At 70.9% G+C, this 19,153-nt stretch carries 17 protein-coding genes; 9 read left to right on the top strand and 8 right to left on the bottom strand.

Translation table 11 applies throughout. The features are described 5' to 3' along the window. Positions 1–42: 42 nt before the first annotated feature. The 3 genes from ACFWXC_RS48955 to rsmI form a co-directional block, all read right to left on the bottom strand. A complete protein-coding gene (locus ACFWXC_RS48955) occupies positions 43–945 on the bottom strand; it encodes a TatD family hydrolase (protein WP_384490063.1) in 903 nt (300 codons plus the stop codon). 47 nt (positions 946–992) lie between these two features. Beyond that, complete coding sequence (locus ACFWXC_RS48950; protein ID WP_384490061.1) at positions 993–1,421, bottom strand: hypothetical protein; 429 nt, start codon at positions 1,419–1,421, stop codon at positions 993–995. 453 nt (positions 1,422–1,874) lie between these two features. Next, positions 1,875–2,723, bottom strand: coding sequence for a 16S rRNA (cytidine(1402)-2'-O)-methyltransferase (gene rsmI / locus ACFWXC_RS48945; protein ID WP_384490059.1), 849 nt, complete (start codon positions 2,721–2,723; stop codon positions 1,875–1,877). A gap of 140 nt (positions 2,724–2,863) precedes the next feature. On the opposite strand from rsmI, the gene ACFWXC_RS48940 reads away from it, so the two are divergent. The 3 genes from ACFWXC_RS48940 to ACFWXC_RS48930 all read left to right on the top strand — a co-directional run bounded on the left by ACFWXC_RS48940 (position 2,864) and on the right by ACFWXC_RS48930 (position 8,188). Next, positions 2,864–4,654 carry a dolichyl-phosphate-mannose--protein mannosyltransferase gene (locus tag ACFWXC_RS48940; protein WP_384490057.1) on the top strand — a complete coding sequence of 597 codons (1,791 nt, stop codon included), beginning with the start codon at positions 2,864–2,866 and terminating at the stop codon, positions 4,652–4,654. A 143-nt stretch (positions 4,655–4,797) separates the two neighbouring features. Beyond that, positions 4,798–6,414, top strand: a complete 1,617-nt coding sequence (locus ACFWXC_RS48935) for a penicillin-binding transpeptidase domain-containing protein (protein WP_384490055.1) — start codon at positions 4,798–4,800, stop codon at positions 6,412–6,414. Between the two features lie 103 nt (positions 6,415–6,517). Further along, positions 6,518–8,188, top strand: coding sequence for a penicillin-binding transpeptidase domain-containing protein (locus ACFWXC_RS48930; protein WP_384490053.1), 1,671 nt, complete (start codon positions 6,518–6,520; stop codon positions 8,186–8,188). A 6-nt stretch (positions 8,189–8,194) separates the two neighbouring features. Here the strand turns inward: ACFWXC_RS48930 and ACFWXC_RS48925 are convergent, their stop codons facing one another. Continuing rightward, positions 8,195–8,542, bottom strand: a complete 348-nt coding sequence (locus ACFWXC_RS48925; RefSeq protein ID WP_384490051.1) for an SsgA family sporulation/cell division regulator — start codon at positions 8,540–8,542, stop codon at positions 8,195–8,197. A 198-nt stretch (positions 8,543–8,740) separates the two neighbouring features. Between ACFWXC_RS48925 and ACFWXC_RS48920 the strand changes: the two genes are divergently transcribed. The 6 genes from ACFWXC_RS48920 to ACFWXC_RS48895 all read left to right on the top strand — a co-directional run bounded on the left by ACFWXC_RS48920 (position 8,741) and on the right by ACFWXC_RS48895 (position 13,763). Beyond that, the gene (locus ACFWXC_RS48920) at positions 8,741–9,790 is read left to right on the top strand and encodes an energy-coupling factor ABC transporter permease (protein ID WP_384490049.1); all 1,050 of its coding nucleotides are present in this window, start codon (positions 8,741–8,743) and stop codon (positions 9,788–9,790) included. Between the two features lies 1 nt (position 9,791). Beyond that, positions 9,792–10,553 (top strand): cobalt ECF transporter T component CbiQ, encoded by a 762-nt coding sequence (gene cbiQ, locus ACFWXC_RS48915; RefSeq protein WP_384490047.1) that lies wholly within the window; start codon positions 9,792–9,794, stop codon positions 10,551–10,553. Further along, positions 10,541–11,317: an energy-coupling factor ABC transporter ATP-binding protein gene (locus ACFWXC_RS48910; protein ID WP_384490045.1), complete on the top strand. Its 777-nt coding sequence runs from the start codon at positions 10,541–10,543 to the stop codon at positions 11,315–11,317. Before cbiQ ends, ACFWXC_RS48910 begins: the two co-directional genes overlap by 13 nt. Positions 11,318–11,370: 53 nt before the next feature. Further along, complete coding sequence (locus ACFWXC_RS48905) at positions 11,371–11,832, top strand: MarR family winged helix-turn-helix transcriptional regulator (protein WP_384490043.1); 462 nt, start codon at positions 11,371–11,373, stop codon at positions 11,830–11,832. A gap of 236 nt (positions 11,833–12,068) precedes the next feature. Continuing rightward, entirely contained in the window at positions 12,069–12,473 is a 405-nt protein-coding gene (locus tag ACFWXC_RS48900) for an organic hydroperoxide resistance protein (protein WP_384490104.1), read from the top strand. Positions 12,474–12,593: 120 nt separating this feature from the next. Continuing rightward, positions 12,594–13,763 carry a serine hydrolase domain-containing protein gene (locus ACFWXC_RS48895; protein WP_384490102.1) on the top strand — a complete coding sequence of 390 codons (1,170 nt, stop codon included), beginning with the start codon at positions 12,594–12,596 and terminating at the stop codon, positions 13,761–13,763. A gap of 168 nt (positions 13,764–13,931) precedes the next feature. On the opposite strand, the gene ACFWXC_RS48890 is transcribed toward ACFWXC_RS48895, so the two are convergent. The 4 genes from ACFWXC_RS48890 to ACFWXC_RS48875 all read right to left on the bottom strand — a co-directional run. Then, entirely contained in the window at positions 13,932–14,207 is a 276-nt protein-coding gene (locus tag ACFWXC_RS48890) for a DUF1876 domain-containing protein (RefSeq protein ID WP_384490041.1), read from the bottom strand. 83 nt (positions 14,208–14,290) lie between these two features. Then, on the bottom strand, positions 14,291–15,172 hold the full coding sequence (locus ACFWXC_RS48885) for an NAD(P)-dependent oxidoreductase (RefSeq protein ID WP_384490039.1): 882 nt from the start codon (positions 15,170–15,172) through the stop codon (positions 14,291–14,293). Positions 15,173–15,318: 146 nt separating this feature from the next. Beyond that, positions 15,319–18,072, bottom strand: a complete 2,754-nt coding sequence (locus ACFWXC_RS48880) for an alkaline phosphatase family protein (RefSeq protein WP_384490037.1) — start codon at positions 18,070–18,072, stop codon at positions 15,319–15,321. A gap of 13 nt (positions 18,073–18,085) precedes the next feature. Further along, positions 18,086–19,153: ABC transporter permease (locus tag ACFWXC_RS48875; RefSeq protein ID WP_384490035.1), on the bottom strand; the 1,068-nt coding region annotated here is incomplete at its 5' end.

The following is a 19,153-nucleotide window of genomic DNA, read 5'->3' as shown; positions in this document are numbered from 1 at the left end:
TGCCCGAGCGAGCGTTATACGTCAGTTACGATCGATACACCCTCAGTAGTCGAAGGCGCGGGCCGTGTTCGCGCCCAGGGCCGTCGCCAGCGCGTCCTCGTCGATGCCCCGTACGGCGGCCATCGCGCGCACCGTGACCGGAATGAGATACGGGGCGTTGGGCCGTCCGCGGTACGGAGCCGGGGTCAGGAAGGGCGCGTCGGTCTCCACGAGGACCAGCTCCAGCGGGGCGACGGTGAGCGCGTCCCGGAGGTTCTGGGCGTTCTTGAAGGTGACGTTGCCGGCGAAGGACATGAAGTAGCCCTCGCGGGCGCACACCTCGGCCATCTCGGCGTCCCCGGAGTAGCAGTGGAACACCGTCCGCCCGGGGGCGCCCTCCTCCTTGAGGACGCGCAGCACGTCGGCGTGGGCGTCGCGGTCGTGGATGACGAGGGTCTTGCCGTGCCGCTTGGCGATCTCGATGTGGGCGCGGAAGGAACGCTCCTGGGCGGCCTTGCCCTCGGGCCCGGTGCGGAAGTAGTCGAGGCCGGTCTCGCCGACGCCCTTCACCTGGGGCAGCCCGGCCAGCCGGTCGATCTCGGCGAGCGCCTCGTCCAGGGCCGCGTCCCCGCCCGCCGTGCGGGCACCTTGCCGGGACCAGCCGTCGGGGTCGCCGTGGACGATGCGCGGGGCCTCGTTCGGGTGCAGGGCGACCGTCGCGTGGACGTTCGCGTGCGCGGCCGCCGTCTCGGCCGCCCACCGGGAGCCCTTGAGGTCGCAGCCGACCTGGACGACGGTCGTCACGCCCACCGAGGCGGCCTTCGCGAGGCCTTCCTCGACCGTGCCGGACTGCATGTCGAGGTGGGTGTGGGAGTCGGCGACCGGCACCCGGAGGGGTTCCGGGAGTGGCGGCGCCGCGTTCTTGTCGGCCGCGGCGGACACGTTCGCGGAGGCGTTCGAAGGCATGCCCCGATCCTACGAAAGGGGCACACCCCACCGGACCCGCGCCCGGGTCAGCTCGCCTTGCGCTGGAACGGATGCAGGAGATCGGACAGGTGCCAGTGGTGGTGCGCCTTGACCTGCGCGGAGGCCTCCGTCGCCGCCGCCGGCCCGGTCTCGGCCTCCTCGGCCCGGCCGCCCTGCACCGGCCGCCGGGACGCCTGCTGGGCCGCGCTGTGCACCGACGAGACCTGCCCCGCGCGCATGATCCGCAGGACATGGCCGTCGCAGTTCTGGCACGCGGGCCGGCTCAGCGGGGACGGGACGACCCGGCCGTTCGCCACATACATGACGAACTCGTGGTTCTCCGCGTCCGTGTGGTGCTCTATCTCGTACGACTGCTCCCAGCCGTGCCCGCATCGCATGCAGGCGAACGAATACGACTCGTGAACGACGGCTGTGGCCGCACCGCGGAGGCCCGTCTGCCCTGCGATCTCACTCATGCCAGCTCCTCTTGTCCGCTGGACAAGCACCCCGGTTGTCGGGATTCCCCCCGGAATCCCATGGAGGTGAGGGACGGGTGCGTCCCTGCTGACCAGTGGACGCCTTCACCGGCGCGAATGCGACGGACCTGCCGAGTGTTGGAGGCGATTTGGAGTCTGCTTGCCAAATCGGCCTTGTCGCATAGGGCTGGGCTTTGCGTTTCCCGCCCTTGCTTTACCGTTGCGTGGGGCGCGCGCTCAGAGGAGACGCGCCCCGCTCAGAGGACGCATCACCGCAGGTCAGGGGCGCATGCTCAGAACAAGAGCGACGTGCTCGAGGATCAAGGCGCGCCCCCTTCCCAACCCCGGGTCCGAAGGCACCCCGTCAGGGGCGCGGGGAGCTACTCGACCAGCCCCCACCCGCCTGCACACAACTACACAAAAGCAACCACGACGGCGCTGCCGCAACCGCCCTCACCCGTCAGCGCGCTTCGCCGCCACCACCGCGTCGAACACGACCCGCTTCGGAATCCCCGCGTCCACCGCCACCGCCGCGATGGCCTCTTTCCGGCGCTCGCCCGCCTCCTCCCGCACCCGCACCCGCCGTACGAGTTCGGCCGCGTCGAGTTCCTCGGGCCCGCGCTCGGGGGCGCCCTCGACGACGACGGTGATCTCGCCGCGCACCCCGTCGGCCGCCCACACCGCGAGCTCGGCCAGCGGACCGCGCCGTACCTCCTCGTACGTCTTGGTCAGCTCACGGCAGACGGCGGCCCGGCGCTCGGCGCCGAAGACCTCGGCCATGGCGGCAAGGGTGTCGTCGAGGCGGTGCGGTGCCTCGAAGTAGACGAGGGTGCGGCGTTCCTCGGCGGCCTCCTGGAGCCGGGAGCGGCGCTCGCCCGCCTTGCGCGGCAGGAACCCCTCGAAGCAGAACCGATCGACGGGCAGCCCGGACAGCGCGAGCGCGGTGAGCACCGCGGACGGCCCCGGGACCGCGGTGACGCGGATCTCCTTCTCCACGGCGGCCGCGACCAGCCGGTAGCCGGGGTCGGAGACGGAGGGCATCCCGGCGTCGGTCACGAGCAGCACGCGCGCGCCGCCGACGAGCTCCTCGACCAGCTCGGGCGTGCGGGCGGCCTCGTTGCCCTCGAAGTACGACACCACGCGCCCCTTGGTCGTCACACCGAGCGCCTGAGTGAGCCACCGCAGCCGCCGGGTGTCCTCGGCCGCGATCACGTCGGCGCCGGTCAGCTCCGCCGCGAGCCGGGGCGGTGCGTCCGCGACGTCGCCGATGGGGGTGCCTGCGAGGACAAGGGTTCCAGTCACGCCTCCATCCTCGCAGCAGCCACCGACAGCACCGTCCCACAGTGCACTTTCCCGGGAACCGCGGCCGTCGATCGCAAAGGAAACCACCTCTAAGCCCCATTGCACGGGACTCACACAGAACGGTTCCCTACGATGGCGCGGTGACCAGTACCGCGTCCTCCACGGACACCCGGCAGGGCCAGGCAGCGCTCGACGAGCAGCCGACGTGGCAGCAGCGGCTGCGCCGATTCGGCTACACGGCGAGCCCGGCGCACACGGCGCACACCACCGGCGGCAGAAGCGCCGTGGGCGCCGGCGCGGGCGCGGATGTCGTCGACCGCTTGGTCCCGCCGTACGCCGAGCCCAGCTCCCGGCTGTGGCTCGGCCTGGGCGTGCCCCCGGCGCTCGCCGAGCGGATCACGCGCTGGTCCGGCTGGGGCGGCCCGCTCCTTGTGACGCTGATGGCGGGCCTGCTGCGGTTCTGGAACCTGGGCAGCCCGAAGGCGGTGATATTCGACGAGACGTACTACGCGAAGGACGCGTGGGCGCTCGTCCACCGCGGTTTCGAGGTCAACTGGGACAAGAACGCCAACGATCTGATCCTGCAGGCGAACGGCCATGTCACGGTCCCGGCGGACGCGGCGTACGTCGTGCACCCGCCGGTCGGCAAGTACGTCATCGGGCTCGGGGAGCTGATCTTCGGCTTCAACCCGTTCGGCTGGCGCTTCATGACGGCGCTGCTGGGCACGCTGAGCGTGCTGCTGCTGTGCCGGATCGGGCGCCGGATGTTCCGGTCCACCTTCCTGGGCTGCCTGGCGGGCGGCCTGATGGCCGTGGACGGGCTGCACTTCGTGATGAGCCGCACCTCGCTGCTCGACGGCGTGCTGATGTTCTTCGTGCTGGCCGCCTTCGGCTGTCTGATCATCGACCGGGACAGGTCACGGGAGAGACTCTCGGCCGCGCTGCCACCCGACGCGGACGGCCGGATCCGCCCCGACGCGCGCGTGGCCGACGGTTTCCGCTTCGGCTGGCGCCCCTGGCGCTGGGCGGCGGGTGTGCTGCTGGGCCTGGCGATCGGCACCAAGTGGAACGGCCTCTACATCCTGGCCGCGTTCTGCCTGATGGCGCTGTTGTGGGACGTCGGCGCCCGCAAGGTGGCCGGTGCCCGGCACCCGTACAAGGCGGTCCTGAAGTACGACACGGGGATCGCGTTCCTGGCGACGGTCCCGGTGGCGATCGCCGTCTACCTGGCCTCCTGGATCGGCTGGATCCTGTCCCCGACCGACGGCAGCGGCGGCTACTTCCGCAACTGGGCGGCCACCGCCGGCAAGGGCGGCGACTGGACGTTCCTGCCGGACTGGCTGCGCAGCCTGTGGCACTACGAGCACGAGGTGTACCTCTTCCACGTCGGGCTGTCGTCGCCGCACACGTACATGTCCAACCCGTGGTCCTGGATCGTGCTGGGCCGCCCGGTGTCGTACTTCTACGAGTCGCCCTCCCCCGGTGCGGACGGCTGCCCGTCGAACGCCGGGGAGAAGTGCGCGCGTGAGGTGCTGGCGCTCGGCACGCCGCTGCTGTGGTGGGCGGCCTGCTTCGCGATCCTGTACGTCCTGTGGCGGTGGGCGTTCCGCCGTGACTGGCGGGCGGGTGCCATCGCCTGTGGCATCGCGGCCGGTTACCTGCCCTGGTTCATGTACCAGGAGCGCACGATCTTCCTCTTCTACGCCGTCGTCTTCGTGCCGTTCCTGTGTCTCGCGGTGGCGATGATGATCGGCGCGATCATCGGCCCGCCGGGCTCCAGCGACACCCGCCGGCTGATCGGCGCGTCGGGTGCCGGCGTACTCGTCCTGCTGATCGTCTGGAACTTCATCTACTTCTGGCCGCTGTACACCGGCACGGCGATTCCGATCGACTCCTGGCGTTCACGTATGTGGCTCGATACCTGGGTGTGAGCCACATCCCTGATCTCTGTTCAGACAACAATTAGTCAACATCTGACACAGGGCCCTCACAACCGCCTACAGTGCGCATCAAAACAAGCTTTTGAACGCGTTCACAAAATGCGGCGAAAGTGCACGGGGAGGGGATTCGCGCCATGCGCAAGGGGGTCAAGGCGGCCATAGTCGGCGGCGTCTGCACCGTGATGGTGGGCGGAGCCGGATACGGCGCCTACAACGTGCTGTCGGCGTTGCGCGACGACGGCGGCGGCACACCGGCCGTACGGACCGGGCCGCCCACCACGGGCGAGGTCAGGGACACCACGCGGAAGTTCTTCGCGGCCTGGGAGAAGGGCGAGTCGGTGACCGCGGCGTCGTACACGAACAACTCCGCCGACGCCGAACCGGTGCTCACCTCCTTCAGCGCCACCGCGCACATCAAGGACGTGCACATCACGCCCGGCAAGGCGACCGGAGCCACCGTGCCGTTCAGCGTGAAGGGGACGGTGTCCTACGACGGGAAGTCGAAAACACTCGCCTACAAGAGCACGTTGACGGTCGTGCGCGGCGAGACCACGCACCGCGCGCTCGTCGACTGGCAGCCGTCCGTGATCCATCCGCAGCTCAGACGCGGCGACACGCTGGCCACCGGCGAGGCGGCGAGCCCGCCGATCGAGGCCGTGGACCGCAACGGCACGGTCCTCAGCAAGGACAAGTACCCGTCCCTGGGACCGATCCTGGACGAGCTGCGCAGCCGTTACGGCGACAAGGCGGGCGGCACCCCGGGCGTGGAGCTGGTGATCCAGCACGCGTCCCAGGAGTCCGCCGACACCACCCTGCTGACCCTCGCGGCGGGCAAGGCGGGCAAGCTGCCCACGACGCTCGACGCGCGCGTGCAGGCCGCCGCCGAGTCGGCCGTGACGAAGTACGCCGAGTCGTCGGTGGTGGCCGTCAAGCCCAGCACCGGCGAGGTGCTCGCGGTCGCCAACCACCGTGAGGACGGCTTCAACGCGGCCTTCCTGGGCGAGCTGGCACCCGGCTCCACCATGAAGATCATCAGCGCGGCCACCCTCATCGACAACGGGATCACCACTATGAACGGCCCGGCGCCCTGCCCGCCGACCGCGACCTGGCAGAGCCAGACCTTCAGCAACCTCAAGGGACTTCAGCCGGATCTGAAGGCCACCCTCTCGGACAGCTTCGCGCGGTCCTGCAACACGGCGTTCGTGAAGTACGCGGACTCCGTCCAGGTCGACTCGCTCACCAAGGAGGCCGAGGACCGCTTCGGGCTCGGACGCAACGACTGGAAGGTCGGCATCCCGAGCTTCGACGGCCGTGTCCCCGCCTCCGGCGGCCCGGACACCGCGGCCAACCTCATCGGCCAGGGCCAGGTGCAGCTGAGCCCGCTGAACATGGCGTCGGTGACGGCGACCGCGATGACGGGAACCTTCCGGCAGCCGGTGCTCGTTTCACCGAAACTGGACGGCCGTGAACTGGCCACCGCCAAGGGTCTGTCGGCCAATACGGTCGGCCAGCTCCGCTCCATGATGAACCGCACCGCCACCAGCGGCACCGCGGCCGGGGTGATGAGCGGGCTGCGCGGCAGCATCGGCGCCAAGACGGGCTCGGCGGAGGTCGACGGACAGTCCAAGTCGAACAGCTGGTTCGCCGGCTACCGCGATGACGTCGCGGCCGCGGCCATGACCCAGGACGGCGGGCACGGCATCGACGCCGCCGGTCCTATTGTCGCAAGAGTGCTACGGATCGGTGGCTGAAGTCACTCGCACAGGCCGGGACTCTAGGCTGTTGCCGTCGTTGGGGAGCGTGAGGGCTACGGGGCGGCGGGGGCCCTGGGGAAGTGCGCGGAGGGACTGAGCTGTGGGCAAGAGAAGGCGCGTCGTCGAACGGCGGAAGAAGAGGAGACCCGCCGTCATCGGCGGGATGATCGCCGTCGTCGTCGGCGGCGCCGGCATCGGCGTCTACGCGCTCTACGGCGGCGGAGCGGCCGACGCGGCGTCGAAGGCGCCGGCCGCCAAGCCCGTCAAGACCGGGCCGTTGTCGGCGACCGAGGTGCAGACGACGGCGCGGACCTTCCTGACGTCCTGGCAGCAGGGCAAGGTCACGCGGGCCGCCGCCGTCACGGACGACGCCAAGGCCTGCATCACGCTGCTCACCGGCTACGCCAAGAACGCCCACGTCAAGGACGTCACGCTCACCGAGGGCACGCGCACCGGCGCCAAGGTCCCGTTCTCCGTGAAGGCGACGGTGTCGTACAAGGGCGTCAGCAAGCCGCTGTCGTACGACTCCTCGTTCAGCGTCGTCCGGCGCGCCGGCGACGGCAAGCCGGTGGTCGACTGGCACGCCGCGGTCGTCCACCCGGACCTCGCGGACGGCGACACCCTGGCCACCGGCGAGTCCGGCACCCCGCCCATCAAGGCCCTGGACCGTGACGGCGGGGAGATCACCACCGCCAAGTACCCGTCGCTGGGCACGGTCCTGGACGGGCTGCGGGAGAAGTTCGGCAAGAAGGCCGGCGGCAAGGCTGGCGTCGAACTGCGCGTGGTGCGCGGCAAGGCGTCCGAGAAGGCGAAGCTGTCCGACAAGACCGTCCTGGAGCTCAGCAAGGGCACGCCGGGCACGGTGAGGACGACGCTCAGCCCGACCCTCCAGGCGGCCGCCGAGAAGCAGGTCACCACGCAGAAGAACGCCTCGGTCGTCGTGATGCGCCCGTCGACCGGCGAGATCTACGCCGTGGCCAACTCCAGCCACGGCTTCAACGTGGCCTTCCAGGGCTCGCTGGCCCCCGGCTCCACGATGAAGATCGTCACCTCGACGATGCTGTTCGAGAAGGGGCTCATCACCCCGGACGCCTCCCATCCCTGCCCCAAGACGTACAAGCTGGCCGGGTGGACGTTCCACAACGACGACGACTCCGAGATCAAGAAGGGCACGTTCAAGCTGGCCTTCGGGGCGTCCTGCAACAACGCCTTCATCAACTTCGCGCCCAAGCTGTCCAACAGCGACCTGACGACCGAGGCGCAGCAGGTCTACGGCCTCGGCATGAACAACTGGGCCATCGGCGTCCCGACCTTCGACGGCTCGGTCCCGGTGCAGAGCGGCGCGCAGATGGGCGCCTCGCTGATCGGGCAGGGCGGGGTGCGCATGAACCCGCTGAACATGGCGTCGGTGGCGTCCACCGTCGAGACGGGCGTCTTCCACCAGCCGTACCTGGTCGCCCCCTCGGTCGACAACCGGACCGTCGCCAAGGCCTCGCGCACGATGTCCGCGAAGACCCAGTCCGAGCTGAAGGAGGTCATGCAGTACACGGCGGCGTACGGTACGGCCGCCAAGGCGATGGCCGGTCTCGGCCCGGACTACGGCGCCAAGACGGGCTCGGCGGAGGTCGACGGGCAGAAGAAGCCGAACGGCTGGTTCACGGCGTACAAGGGCGATCTGGTGGGCGCGGGCGTGGTCCAGGCGGGCGGCCACGGCGGCGACACGGCCGGGCCGATCGTGGCGGCGCTGCTGAAGCTGGGGTCGTCGCTGTAGGCGGCGCTAACCGGCCACGGGGGTGGCCATGTAGGTGCGCCGGAGGAAGCGCAGCAGCGCCTTCGACTCGAACTGCACCACCGACGTGCCGTGGTCGGAGTGGAACTCCACCACGGCCTGCACCCGCCCCAGCGGCCACACCCGTACGTCACCACACTCCGCCGGCGCCCTGAGTCCCTGCTCCAGCAGCGCTCGCGCGAACGTCCACTCGTCCGTCCCGGGCAGGCCGACACGCACCGATCGCGGATCGGCTTCCGGGTCGTAGCGCAGGACGACGGGCACCGCACCCGGGTCCTCCCGCGCGTCCTCGTCCGTGACGATGTGGGCTCGCGCATACTGCTCGACTACAGACATCGGACTGCCCTTTACGCTCCGTTACCTTTGCGAAAGCTGTGCATCCGCTTCTTCTCCAATGTCCCACATATTCCGGATTGTGCTTGCGGGGACAGCCGTCTCCCGGGCGGCTCCCGGTGCGCCCGATGCGTCCCGGGGCGCGATACACGACTCCCTCGCTCTTGCAAAAGCTTCGCAACAACATATTAAAATCGAACGGTGCATGTACCTGACGGATTCATCGACGCCCCCACCTCGGCGGTCACCGCGGTGGTCGCGGCCGGCGCCCTCGCCGTGAGCCTGCGCGGCGCCCGCCGTGAACTCGACGAGCGCACGGCACCGCTCGCCGGCCTGGTGGCGGCGTTCATCTTCGCCGTACAGATGCTCAACTTCCCCGTCGCGGCCGGAACAAGCGGCCATCTCCTGGGCGGAGCGCTGGCCGCGATACTCGTCGGCCCCTACACCGGCGTCCTGTGCGTGTCCGTGGTCCTGCTGATGCAGGGCATCCTGTTCGCGGACGGCGGCCTGACCGCGCTCGGCGTGAACATCACCGACATGGCGATCGTGACGACCGTCGTCGCGTACGCCGTCTTCCGGGGCCTGCTGAAGGTCCTGCCGCGCACCCGGCGTTCGGTGACCGCCGCCTCCTTCGTCGCCGCCCTGCTCTCCGTCCCGGCCGCCTCCGTCGCCTTCACGCTCCTCTACGCGATCGGCGGCACCACCGACGTGTCCATCGGCAAGGTGGCCACGGCCATGATCGGTGTGCACGTCCTCATCGGCATCGGCGAGGCCGCGATCACCGCGCTCACGGTCGGCGCCGTCATCGCCGTACGCCCTGACCTGGTGTACGGGGCGCGCGAACTGCGGCAGGGACTGAAGTTGCGTGTGAACGGCGTGCTGGTGGACGCGCCCCCGTCACAGCCGGCGCCCACGGCGCCCGTGGCAGCGCGCACCTCGCGGCGCGCGCTGTGGATCACGGGGCTCGCCGCCTCCCTGGTCCTCGCCGGGTTCGTCAGCTTCTACGCCTCCGCCGACCCGGACGGCCTGGAGAAGGTCGCCCACGACAAGGGCATCGACGTGAAGACGGAGGAGCACGCCGCCGCCGACTCCCCGCTCGCCGACTACGGCGTCAGGGACATCTCCGACGCCCGTCTCTCCGGCGGTCTCGCGGGCGTCATCGGCGTCGGTGTGACCGTCGTCGCGGGCAGCACGGTGTTCTGGGCGGTGCGCAGGCGCCGGGGCGCCGAAGAACCGTCCCGGGCGCTCTGACATGGGTGCAGGACACGCCCACCGGCTCTACCGGCACGCGCACTCCCCCGTGCACGCGCTCCCCCCGCACACCAAGCTCGCCGCCGCCTTCGCCTTCGTGGTCGTCGTGGTCTCGACTCCGCGTACGGCGATGTGGGCGTTCGCCCTGTACGCCGTGCTCCTCGCGGGCGTCGCGCACCACGCGCGCGTGCCCGCTTCCTTCGTGCTGCGCCGGCTGCTGATCGAGGTGCCGTTCGTCGCCTTCGCGGTGCTGATGCCGTTCGTGGCGGAGGGCGAGCGGGTGGACGTCCTCGGCCTCTCGCTCAGCGTGAACGGCCTGTGGGGCGCCTGGAACGTACTCGCCAAGGGCACCCTGGGCGTCGCCGCCTCCGTCCTCCTGGCGGCCACCACGGAGCTGCGCGAACTGCTCCTCGGGCTCCAGCGGCTCCGGCTCCCCCCGCTGCTGGTCCAGATCGCCTCCTTCATGATCCGCTACGGCGATGTCATCACCGACGAGATGCGCCGGATGCGGATCGCACGGGAGTCGCGCGGCTTCGAGGCGCGGGGTGTGCGCCACTGGGGCGTGCTCGCGAAGTCCGCCGGCGCGTTGTTCATCCGCTCCTACGAGCGCGGGGAGCGCGTCCACCTGGCCATGGTGAGCCGGGGGTACGCCGGCTCGATGCCGGTCATCGACGAGGTGACCGCGTCCCGGGCGCAGTGGTCCCACGCCCTCGCGCTGCCCTTGTCCGCCCTTGTCGTCTGCGTGTTGGGATGGGCCCTGTGAATACCGCTCCCGCCTCCCTGGAGGTCTCCGGCCTCGCCTTCGCCTACCCCGACGGGCACCAGGCCCTGTTCGGCGTGGACTTCACCGTCGCGCGCGGCGAGCGCGTCGCGCTGCTCGGGCCGAACGGCGCCGGCAAAACCACCCTCGTACTGCACCTCAACGGCATCCTGAGCGGCGGCACCGGCACGGTGACGGTGGCCGGACTGCCGGTCGGCAAGCGGCACATGGCAGAGATCCGGCGCCGGGTCGGCATCGTCTTCCAGGACCCGGACGACCAGCTGTTCATGCCGACGGTGCGCGAGGACGTGGCGTTCGGTCCGGCGGCGGCCGGCCTGAAGGGCGCCGAACTCGAAGCACGCGTGCGTACCGCCCTGGAACGGGTCGGCATGGCCGACTTCGCCGAACGCCCACCGCACCACCTCTCCTTCGGCCAGCGCCGCCGGGTCGCCGTCGCCACCGTCCTCGCCATGGAACCGGAGATCCTCGTCCTCGACGAACCCTCCTCCAACCTCGACCCGGCCTCCCGCCGCGAACTCGCCGACATCCTGCGCTCCCTGGACGTCACGGTCCTCATGGTCACCCACGACCTGCCCTACGCCCTGGAGCTGTGCCCGCGCTCCCTGATCCTGAGCGACGGCACGATCGCCGCCGACGGCCCCACCGGAGAACTCCTCTCCGACGACGCCCTGATGCACGCCCACCGGCTGGAACTGCCGTTCGGCTTCGACCCGCGCGCGGCGACGGCGGGACGCGGGGGCGCCTGACGCGTTTCCGTGACGGCCGTCCCGCGCGTCCCCGCGTCCGCGACAATGGGCGGGTGACGCATCCAGAGGACACGGGGACGCCACGGCTGGACGACCAGCTGTGCTTCGCGCTGTACGCCGCGCAGCGCGCCGTGACCGCCGCCTACCGCCCGCTCCTCGACGACCTCGGGCTCACCTACCCGCAGTACCTCGTGCTGCTCGTCCTGTGGGAGCGAGGCGAGACCACGGTGAAGGAACTGGCCGGCGCGCTCCGTCTCGACTACGGCACGATGTCGCCGCTGCTGAAGCGGCTGGAGGCGGCGGGTCTGGTGCGCAGGGAGCGCTCGGAGCGGGACGAGCGCTCGGTGTTCGTCGCGTGCACCGGGCGCGCGGAGGAACTGCGGGAGCGCGCGGCGCTCGTGCCCGGCGCCCTGCTCACGACGACGGGGCTCGACGGCGCGGACGTGGCGCGGTTGCGCGAGGAGTTGCGGGTGCTCGCGGACCGGGCGAGCGGCGCGGCCTCGCGCCCCGCGTAGCGGCGCCCGCGCCCCGTGCGCGCCCCCAACATCGCGCGCCCCACCTCCGCTCTCACCACCCCCTGCCCCCCGTTACCCACGGTTTCCACCCCCTGGTAATCCAGGGGCTTCCTACCGGTCGGTACCTTGTGCACGATGTACTTGCACACCACCGTGTTGCCCACCATCGTTTCCGCCCTGGGGGAGGTCCCGCCGTGACCGAAGGCGCCACCGTCGACACCCGTCCGACGAAGATCATGTATGTCGCCGAGGCGACCGCGCACGGCGGCCGGGACGGGTATGTGACCAGCCAGGACGGCCAGATCGACCTCAAGGTCGCGATGCCTCCGGCGCTGGGCGGCGACGGTAACGGCACCAACCCCGAGCAATTGTTCGCCGCGGGCTACAGCTCCTGCTTCCACAACGCGCTGATCCTGGTCGGCAACCGCGAGGGCTACGACCTGACCGGCTCCACGGTCGCCGCGAAGGTGGGTATCGGCCCCAACAAGCGACGCGGCTACGGTCTCGCCGTCGCGCTCAGTGTCTCGCTCCCGGTCCTGGACGCGGACGTCGCGGCGAAGCTGGTGGACGCCGCCCACGAGGTGTGCCCGTACTCGAACGCGACACGCGACAACATCGACGTGACGATCGTGCTCGGCTGACCGCACGCCTCCGCCACTGAGGCGCAGCTCACGCCCGTAGGTCCTCGGTACCGAGGAATCGCGGGCCCCGCGAGGGCGTTGCCCCCGAGGGTGCAGACGATCAGGAGGGACGTGGCGGACGTGGACGTGAACGGCACTGTGGCCGAGGGCTTCGAGCCGGTCAGGGACGCGTTCGCGAAGAACTTCGAGCTGCTCGGGGACCGGGGCGCGGCGGTCGCCGTGTACCGGGACGGGCACCGGGTCGTCGACCTGTGGGGCGGCGCCCGGGACTTCGACGGGGGTGCCGGCGACGCTTCCTGGGAGCACGGCACCGCCCAGATCGTGCGCTCGGCGACCAAGGGCGTCGCCGCCGCGGTGCTGCTGCTTCTGCGGCAGCGCGGGGAGCTGGACCTGGACGCCCCGGTGGGTGACCTCTGGCCGGAGTTCAAGGCGGCCGGCAAGGAGCGCACGCTGGTACGGCATCTGCTCGCGCACCGCGCGGGCGTGCCGGTGCTGAACCGGCCGCTCACGCCCGAGGAGGCCGCCGACCCCGCTCTGGGCGCGGCCGCGGTGGCGGCGCAGGCGCCGGTGTGGGAGCCGGGCACCGATCACGGCTATCACGCACAGACCTACAGCTGGCTGACCGGTGAGCTGGTGCGGCGGGTGACCGGGCGGCCGATCGGCGAGTGGATCGCGCAGGAGATCGCCGGGCCGGTCGGCGCCGAGTTGTGGCTCGGGCTGCCGGAGACGGAGCACGCGCGCGTGGGGCGCGTCGGGCCCGTCGAGGGCCCCGAGACCGCCGGCGCGCTGCGGACCCGGCCCAAGCGGGCCGTCTCCGAGGCGTACGCCGACCCCGGGTCGCTGACCCGCCGGGCGTTCGGCGCGATCAGCCCGCTTCCGGACGAGAACGACCCCGCCTACCGCGCGGCCGCTCTCCCCGCCTCCAACGGGATCGCCACCGCCGACGGCCTGGCCCGCTTCTACGCCTCCCTCATCGGCGAGGTCGACGGCGGCACGCGGCTGTTCACGCCGGAGACCGTGGAGCTGGCCCGCGCCGAGCAGTCGGCGGGGCCGGACCGGGTGCTGGTCATCTCCACCCGCTTCGGGCTCGGCTACATGCTGCACGGGAGCGCGTCCCCGCTGCTCTCCTCCACCTCCTTCGGCCACCCGGGCCGCGGCGGCGCGCTCGGCTTCGCGGACCCCGAGTCGGGCATCGCCTTCGGTTATGTCACCAACGGCTTCCGCAAGAGCGTGACGGCGGACCCACGGGCGCAGGCGCTGGTGCGGGCGGTGCGCACGGCGCTGTCGTAGCCGCCGCACGCGCCCCAGCGCCCACGTACGCGCCTCAGCGCCCACGCCAGCGCCCCACGCACACGCCTCAGCGCCCCGCGTACACGCCCATGCCCGCGCCTCGCGCTTAAGGCCCGCGCCTCGCGCTCACACCGCGCACGCCCACGCCGCCCGCGCCCCTCGCGCCCCTCAGACGTTGATCGGGTGCGAGTGCCGTCCGGAGTCCGCGTCGATCTCGCCGTGCGCCTTGCTCAGCAGCTGCATGGCCAGTTCGTTCAAAGCGCGGGCTCCCGCGATCTCCTCACCGACTCTGGGCTGATTGCTGTCGGAGTCATGACGGCTCGCATGCCCGTGCGCCCGTACCTCGGTGCCGTCGGGCAGGCGCACCATGGCCACCGCGCGCGTGTGCGTGTCGTCCTCCAGGAACTCCATCTCGACGTGCCATCCCACAGCGGTTTGCATCATGGGGACCACCTCCGCAATCGCTGCTTCCAGGGTGCTCCTCACAGGGCCGGGCCGTCACGTCGGCGCGGGCTCCGGGTGACCGGCTACCTGCCGTCGAAGCTCGCGAAGTACGCGGCGGCCATGTCCTCGTCGGCGTGGCCCTGGGCGGCGGCGCGGGCGAAGCGTTCGGCGGCCGCCTCGGCGACGTCGAGGCGCACGCCGTGGCTCGCGCCGGCGGCGACGATCAGCCGGGCGTCCTTCCCGGCGGTGTCCACCGCGAAGGACGGCGGGGTCAGCCCGCCGTCCAGGATCAGCCCGGCCTTGGCCCGCAGATAGCCCATGTCGAGCGGCCCGCCCGCGATCAGGTCGAAGAAGCTGTGCGGGTCGACGCCGAGGCCCTGGGCCAGGGCCACCACCTCGCCGGTCGCCGCGGTGGCCGCGAGGACCCAGCTGTTGGCGACCAGCTTGAGCCGGGTCGCGGCGGCCGAGGAGCCGTCGTCACCGGTCCACAGCGTGCGGGCGCCGACGGCGTCGAAGACCGGCGCGACCGTCTCCCGGCCCTCTTCGGGACCGGCTGCCAGGACGGTGAGCTGTCCGGCCTCGGCGGGCTGGCGGGTGCCGAGGACCGGGGCGTCGTAGAAGACCAGGCCGTGCTCGCGGGCGAAGGCGGCCAGTTCGGGGATCTGGTCGAGTCCGGCGGTGGTGCACTGCGCCCAGACGACCCCCGGCCGCAGCGCGCCGGCGGCCTCGCGGACGGCCTCCAGGGCGGTGTCGCCGTCGTACAGCATGGTCAGAACGACGTCGGCGCCCTGGACGGCCTCGGTGGGGGTGTCGGTGACCTGGGCGCCGTCGGCGGCGAGGGGTTCCGCCTTGGCGCGGGTGCGGTTCCACGCGCGGACGGCGAGTCCGGCCTTCAGGAGGTTGCGGCCCATCGCGGCGCCCATGATGCCGGTGCCCAGCAAGGCCACGGTCGGCTTGTCGGTCATGACGTCTCCCTCTCGTCGTACGTTCCGCGTACGTTCCGCAGCAAGCTTGGCGCATGGCGCGGCAGCCTGCGCGCGGCAGCCGTCACGGGACCGGCGAGGGGGCGTGCGGGGCCCGCCGGGGGCCCCGCACATGACCGCGGGGGCTGTCAGCCGTCGTTCTCCGAGGACGGGAGGTAGGCGCCCGGTACGTCGTCCGGCGTGTAGATCTTCTTGTCGCCGGGGTACGGCTTGGTCCAGTTGTGGGTCTGGTACCAGGTGTAGCGGTTCATCTGGGTGGGATTGGCGTAGTCGGGCACGGCGTTCGGGCCGGTCAGCCGCTGGTGCGACGCCCAGGTCTTCCACTGCGCCGCGAGCGTCTTCTCGGCCGCCGGCACCGAGACCGTCGTCGGCGCGGCCGCCGCCTTGGTGTCCTGGGCCGCCGGGGTGTCCGAGCCGCAGGACGGCTGGGGGTTCACGCCGAGGGTCAGGGACGTCCGGTTGGGGACGGCCGTGAACGGCGTGTCGTCCGCCTTGTGGGTGAAGGCCCCGTACATCGGGGTGGCCGCGCTGTCGAGCTGGTTCATCGGGTGCATCCCGAGGATCTGCTCGATGGTGCGGACCATGGTGATCTGCGAGTAGTAGTGGTCGTCGACCGTGCCGTGCTGGGCGTACGGGCTGATGACCTGGACCGGGGCGCGGTGGCCGTCGACGTGGTCGAGGCCGGCCTGGGAGTCGTCCTCGACGACGAAGATCGCCGAGTCCTTCCAGTACTTGCTGTGCGTGATCTTGTCGACCATCCGGCCGACCGCGAGGTCGTTGTCGGCGACCTCGGCGGCGGCGTTGGCCGGGCCGCCGGTGTGGTCGTTGGAGAACCAGAACATGTTCAGGTTCGCCGGGCCGTTCTTCTCGAAGTCCTGCTGCCAGATCTGCTCTTTGTAGATGTCCGGGACGTCGAGGTCGAACAGCGGGAAGCCCTGCACCGACACGTCGTTGAGCGAGGGGATCGCCGAGCCCGTCTTGATGGGGTAGGCGGTCTGGGCCCCGGTCGCGGCCATGTTCTTGCTGTCGCAGTACAGGTTCTGCCAGTTCGCGCCGGCCGGCTTGGTCTCCAGCGACTGGAACTCGCCGAAGTCCTTGACCGACTTGCCGGCCGCCTGCGCACCGGTCCAGATGAACCCGGTCTTCTGGTGGCCGAGGACGTCGTTCTCGGTGTCGTAGCTGCGGGTGTACTCGCCGGCCGACGACTCGGTGTACTCCGGGTTGTCGGACTGCATCAGCCAGTTGTGGCCCTCGGCGGAGTTGGTGCCGATGTCGTAGAAGTTGTCGTACAGCCCGAACTGCTGGGCCAGCGCGTGCTGGTTGGGCGTCACGTTCGCGCCGAACTGGGTGAGCGCGGAGTTTCCGTTGCCCTGCGGGAGGTCGCCGAAGACCTGGTCGTAGGTGCGGTTCTCCTTGACGAGCAGGAAGACGTGCTTGATCGTCGACGGGTCGCCGATCCGCTTCGGGACCGGGACGGCCTTCTTGTGGCTGTTGCCCTTGGCGGTCTTGACCGAGTTGGACGTCCAGCCGTTCTGCTTGAACACCTTGGCCGTCTCGGACCTGACGACCTGGTCGCTCGGCAGCGTGAACTGGGTGAGGCTCGACGTGGTGTCGTGCGTGTTGTGGCCGGCGGCGTCGGGTCGCAGGGCGTCGACGCCACGGGTGTTGGCGACGACGATCTTCTTGCCGAGCGCGGTGATCCCCGACGGGAAGTAGTCCGTCGGGAGCAGACCGACGTAACGGGCGGGCTGCTGCGGGGAGGTGTAGCGGTAGACGGCGACGGCGTTGGCACGGCCGAGCGTGACAAGGAGCCGGCCGTCGTCGGTGAGCGTCACGGCGTTGGGCTCGTAGCCGACGGACGCCTCGGGCCACGGCTGGGTGGCGATGGTCTGGACGACCTTGTCCTTGCGGCTGTCGATGACCGACACGTTGTTGTCGGCGGTGTTGGTGACGAACACCGCGCCCTTGCTCGCGTACACCGCGGTCGGGTGCAGGCCGACGGCGATGGTGCCGACGGCGGCGGCCGGGTCGGAGGTGTCGATGACGCTGACCGTGCCGGTGGTGGAGGCGCCGGTCTTCGGGTTGGCGACCACGTCGGTGCCGTAGGAGTTGATGGTGGTGTCGCCGGCCTTGGCCGGACGCCCGCCCTCGTTGCTGACGTAGAGCTTGCCGCCGACCAGGGCGAGACCGCGCGGGGCGTTGCCGACGGCCCAGGTCTGCTTGACCGTGCCGGTCGCCGCGTCTATCGCGACCACCTTGTTCTGGCCGTTGACCGCGGAGTACACGGTGGAGCCGTCCGCGGAGAACACGGCCGCGCCCACCAGCGCCTGCTTGGAGCCGTCGGCCGCGATCGGTACGGCCGTGGGGCTCGCGAGGGTGCCGTCCGCGTTGACGGCGAACTTCGTGTAGCCGTTCGCCTGGCCCAGCCACAGCTGCTTGCCGTCGGGCGAGTAGGTGGGGCCCTCCTGGCCGACCGCGCCGCTGCTGATGCGCAGGTCGTCCGCCGCGTTGGTGCCGACCTTCTGCTTCACCTGCCCGGTGGCCAGGTCCACGATCACCAGGGCCGCGTCACCGTCGGTGACCGAGGCCGCGAGGTGGGTGCCGTCCGGGCTGACCGTCGACGACATGATCTTGCCGTCGTTGATGACGGTACGGCTGCCGTAGGGGTTGATGTACTGGTCGGCGGAGACGACCTGGCCGTTGGCGGTGGTCTGGCCGACCTGCTGCGTACCGAACTGGTACGTCGAGGCGACCGCGGTGCCCGTGACGCCGAGGGCGACGGTGATACCGGCCGTCACCAGCAGCGCCCGGCGGCCGACGCGCCGGCCGAGGAAGTTGATCTGTCTGTTCTCGTTGATCCGACGCTGGCGGGTTACCTGCACGGAACTGTTCCCTTCAGTGGGTGTCAAGCAGTTCGACGTTGCCGTCGAACTGCCACAGCGGATTCGGGGCGTCACCGGTCGGGGTCCGCACCAGGAAGTAACCGTTGACTTCCTTGGGACCGTCGCCGTCCGCCACGAACCGCCCGTCCGAGGTGATGTCGAGCTGGTAGATCGCCGTCCCCGTGACCGCGACTCCGGGCAGATGCCAGCTCACAACGCAACGCCAGTCGTTCCCCGCGCCCTCCTGGGCGGCCTGGCCGTCGCTCTTGGTGCACGCCGCCGTGGCCCGCAACTGGGCCTCGGTGACGGCGGGTCGATGAAGTTCCTGCGTCTGCAGGCGGTAGAGATGCGCGAACACCGTGGCCAGGGACCGCTGGACCTTGTCCTGCCCGATCCCGGAGCCCGTCGACGGCGTGGCCACGGCGACCGCTGCGACGGTGACGGCGGTCAGCGCGGCCAGCGGCAGCACGCCGAGGGTGATCGCGCGGCGCCCGGAACCGTCGTAGGCCGGGTTGGTGAAGTCGCGCCGCACGAACAGCACATAGGCCAGTGCGGTCGCAAGTACTGCCCACACCAGGCTGACCGCGACGGCGGTCAGGAGCGGGGCGAGCTGGGCCGGGCTGGTGAACAGGCCGTTCCAGGAGATGAAGGCGTAGGTGGGCAGGGCCAGGCGCACGGCGACGGGCAGCGGCAGCATCTGGACGACCGACATCGCGAGCGCGACGATCGGGGGCAGCAGCAGCCCCATCGGGGAGCGGCCCAGCGCGACCGACCCGAGCAGTCCGATCGCGGCGAGGGCGAGGGTCGGTGCGAGGGCCGCGATCCAGGCGAGCAGGACATGGACGGCCGCGTCCCCGGGCGTCAGCAGATGCCCGTCCAGTCCCACCAGGGGCTGGTTGCCGACCGCCGCCAGTCCGCCGACCGCGCTGGAGACGGCCAGTCCGGCCACCAGCAGCAGGATGACGGTGAGGCTGGCCAGTGCCTTCGCGACGAAGATCCGCGCGGGTGAGCGGACCGCCACCAGCAGATGACGCCAGGTGCCGAGCCGGTCCTCGGAGGCGAAGACGTCACCGGCGACCAC

Origin of the sequence: Streptomyces sp. NPDC058683 (assembly GCF_042716195.1) — a bacterium.
Taxonomy (GTDB): domain Bacteria; phylum Actinomycetota; class Actinomycetes; order Streptomycetales; family Streptomycetaceae; genus Streptomyces.
The sequence above is the reverse complement of the archived record's forward strand: the minus strand, read 5'-3'. Positions and strand labels throughout refer to the sequence as shown.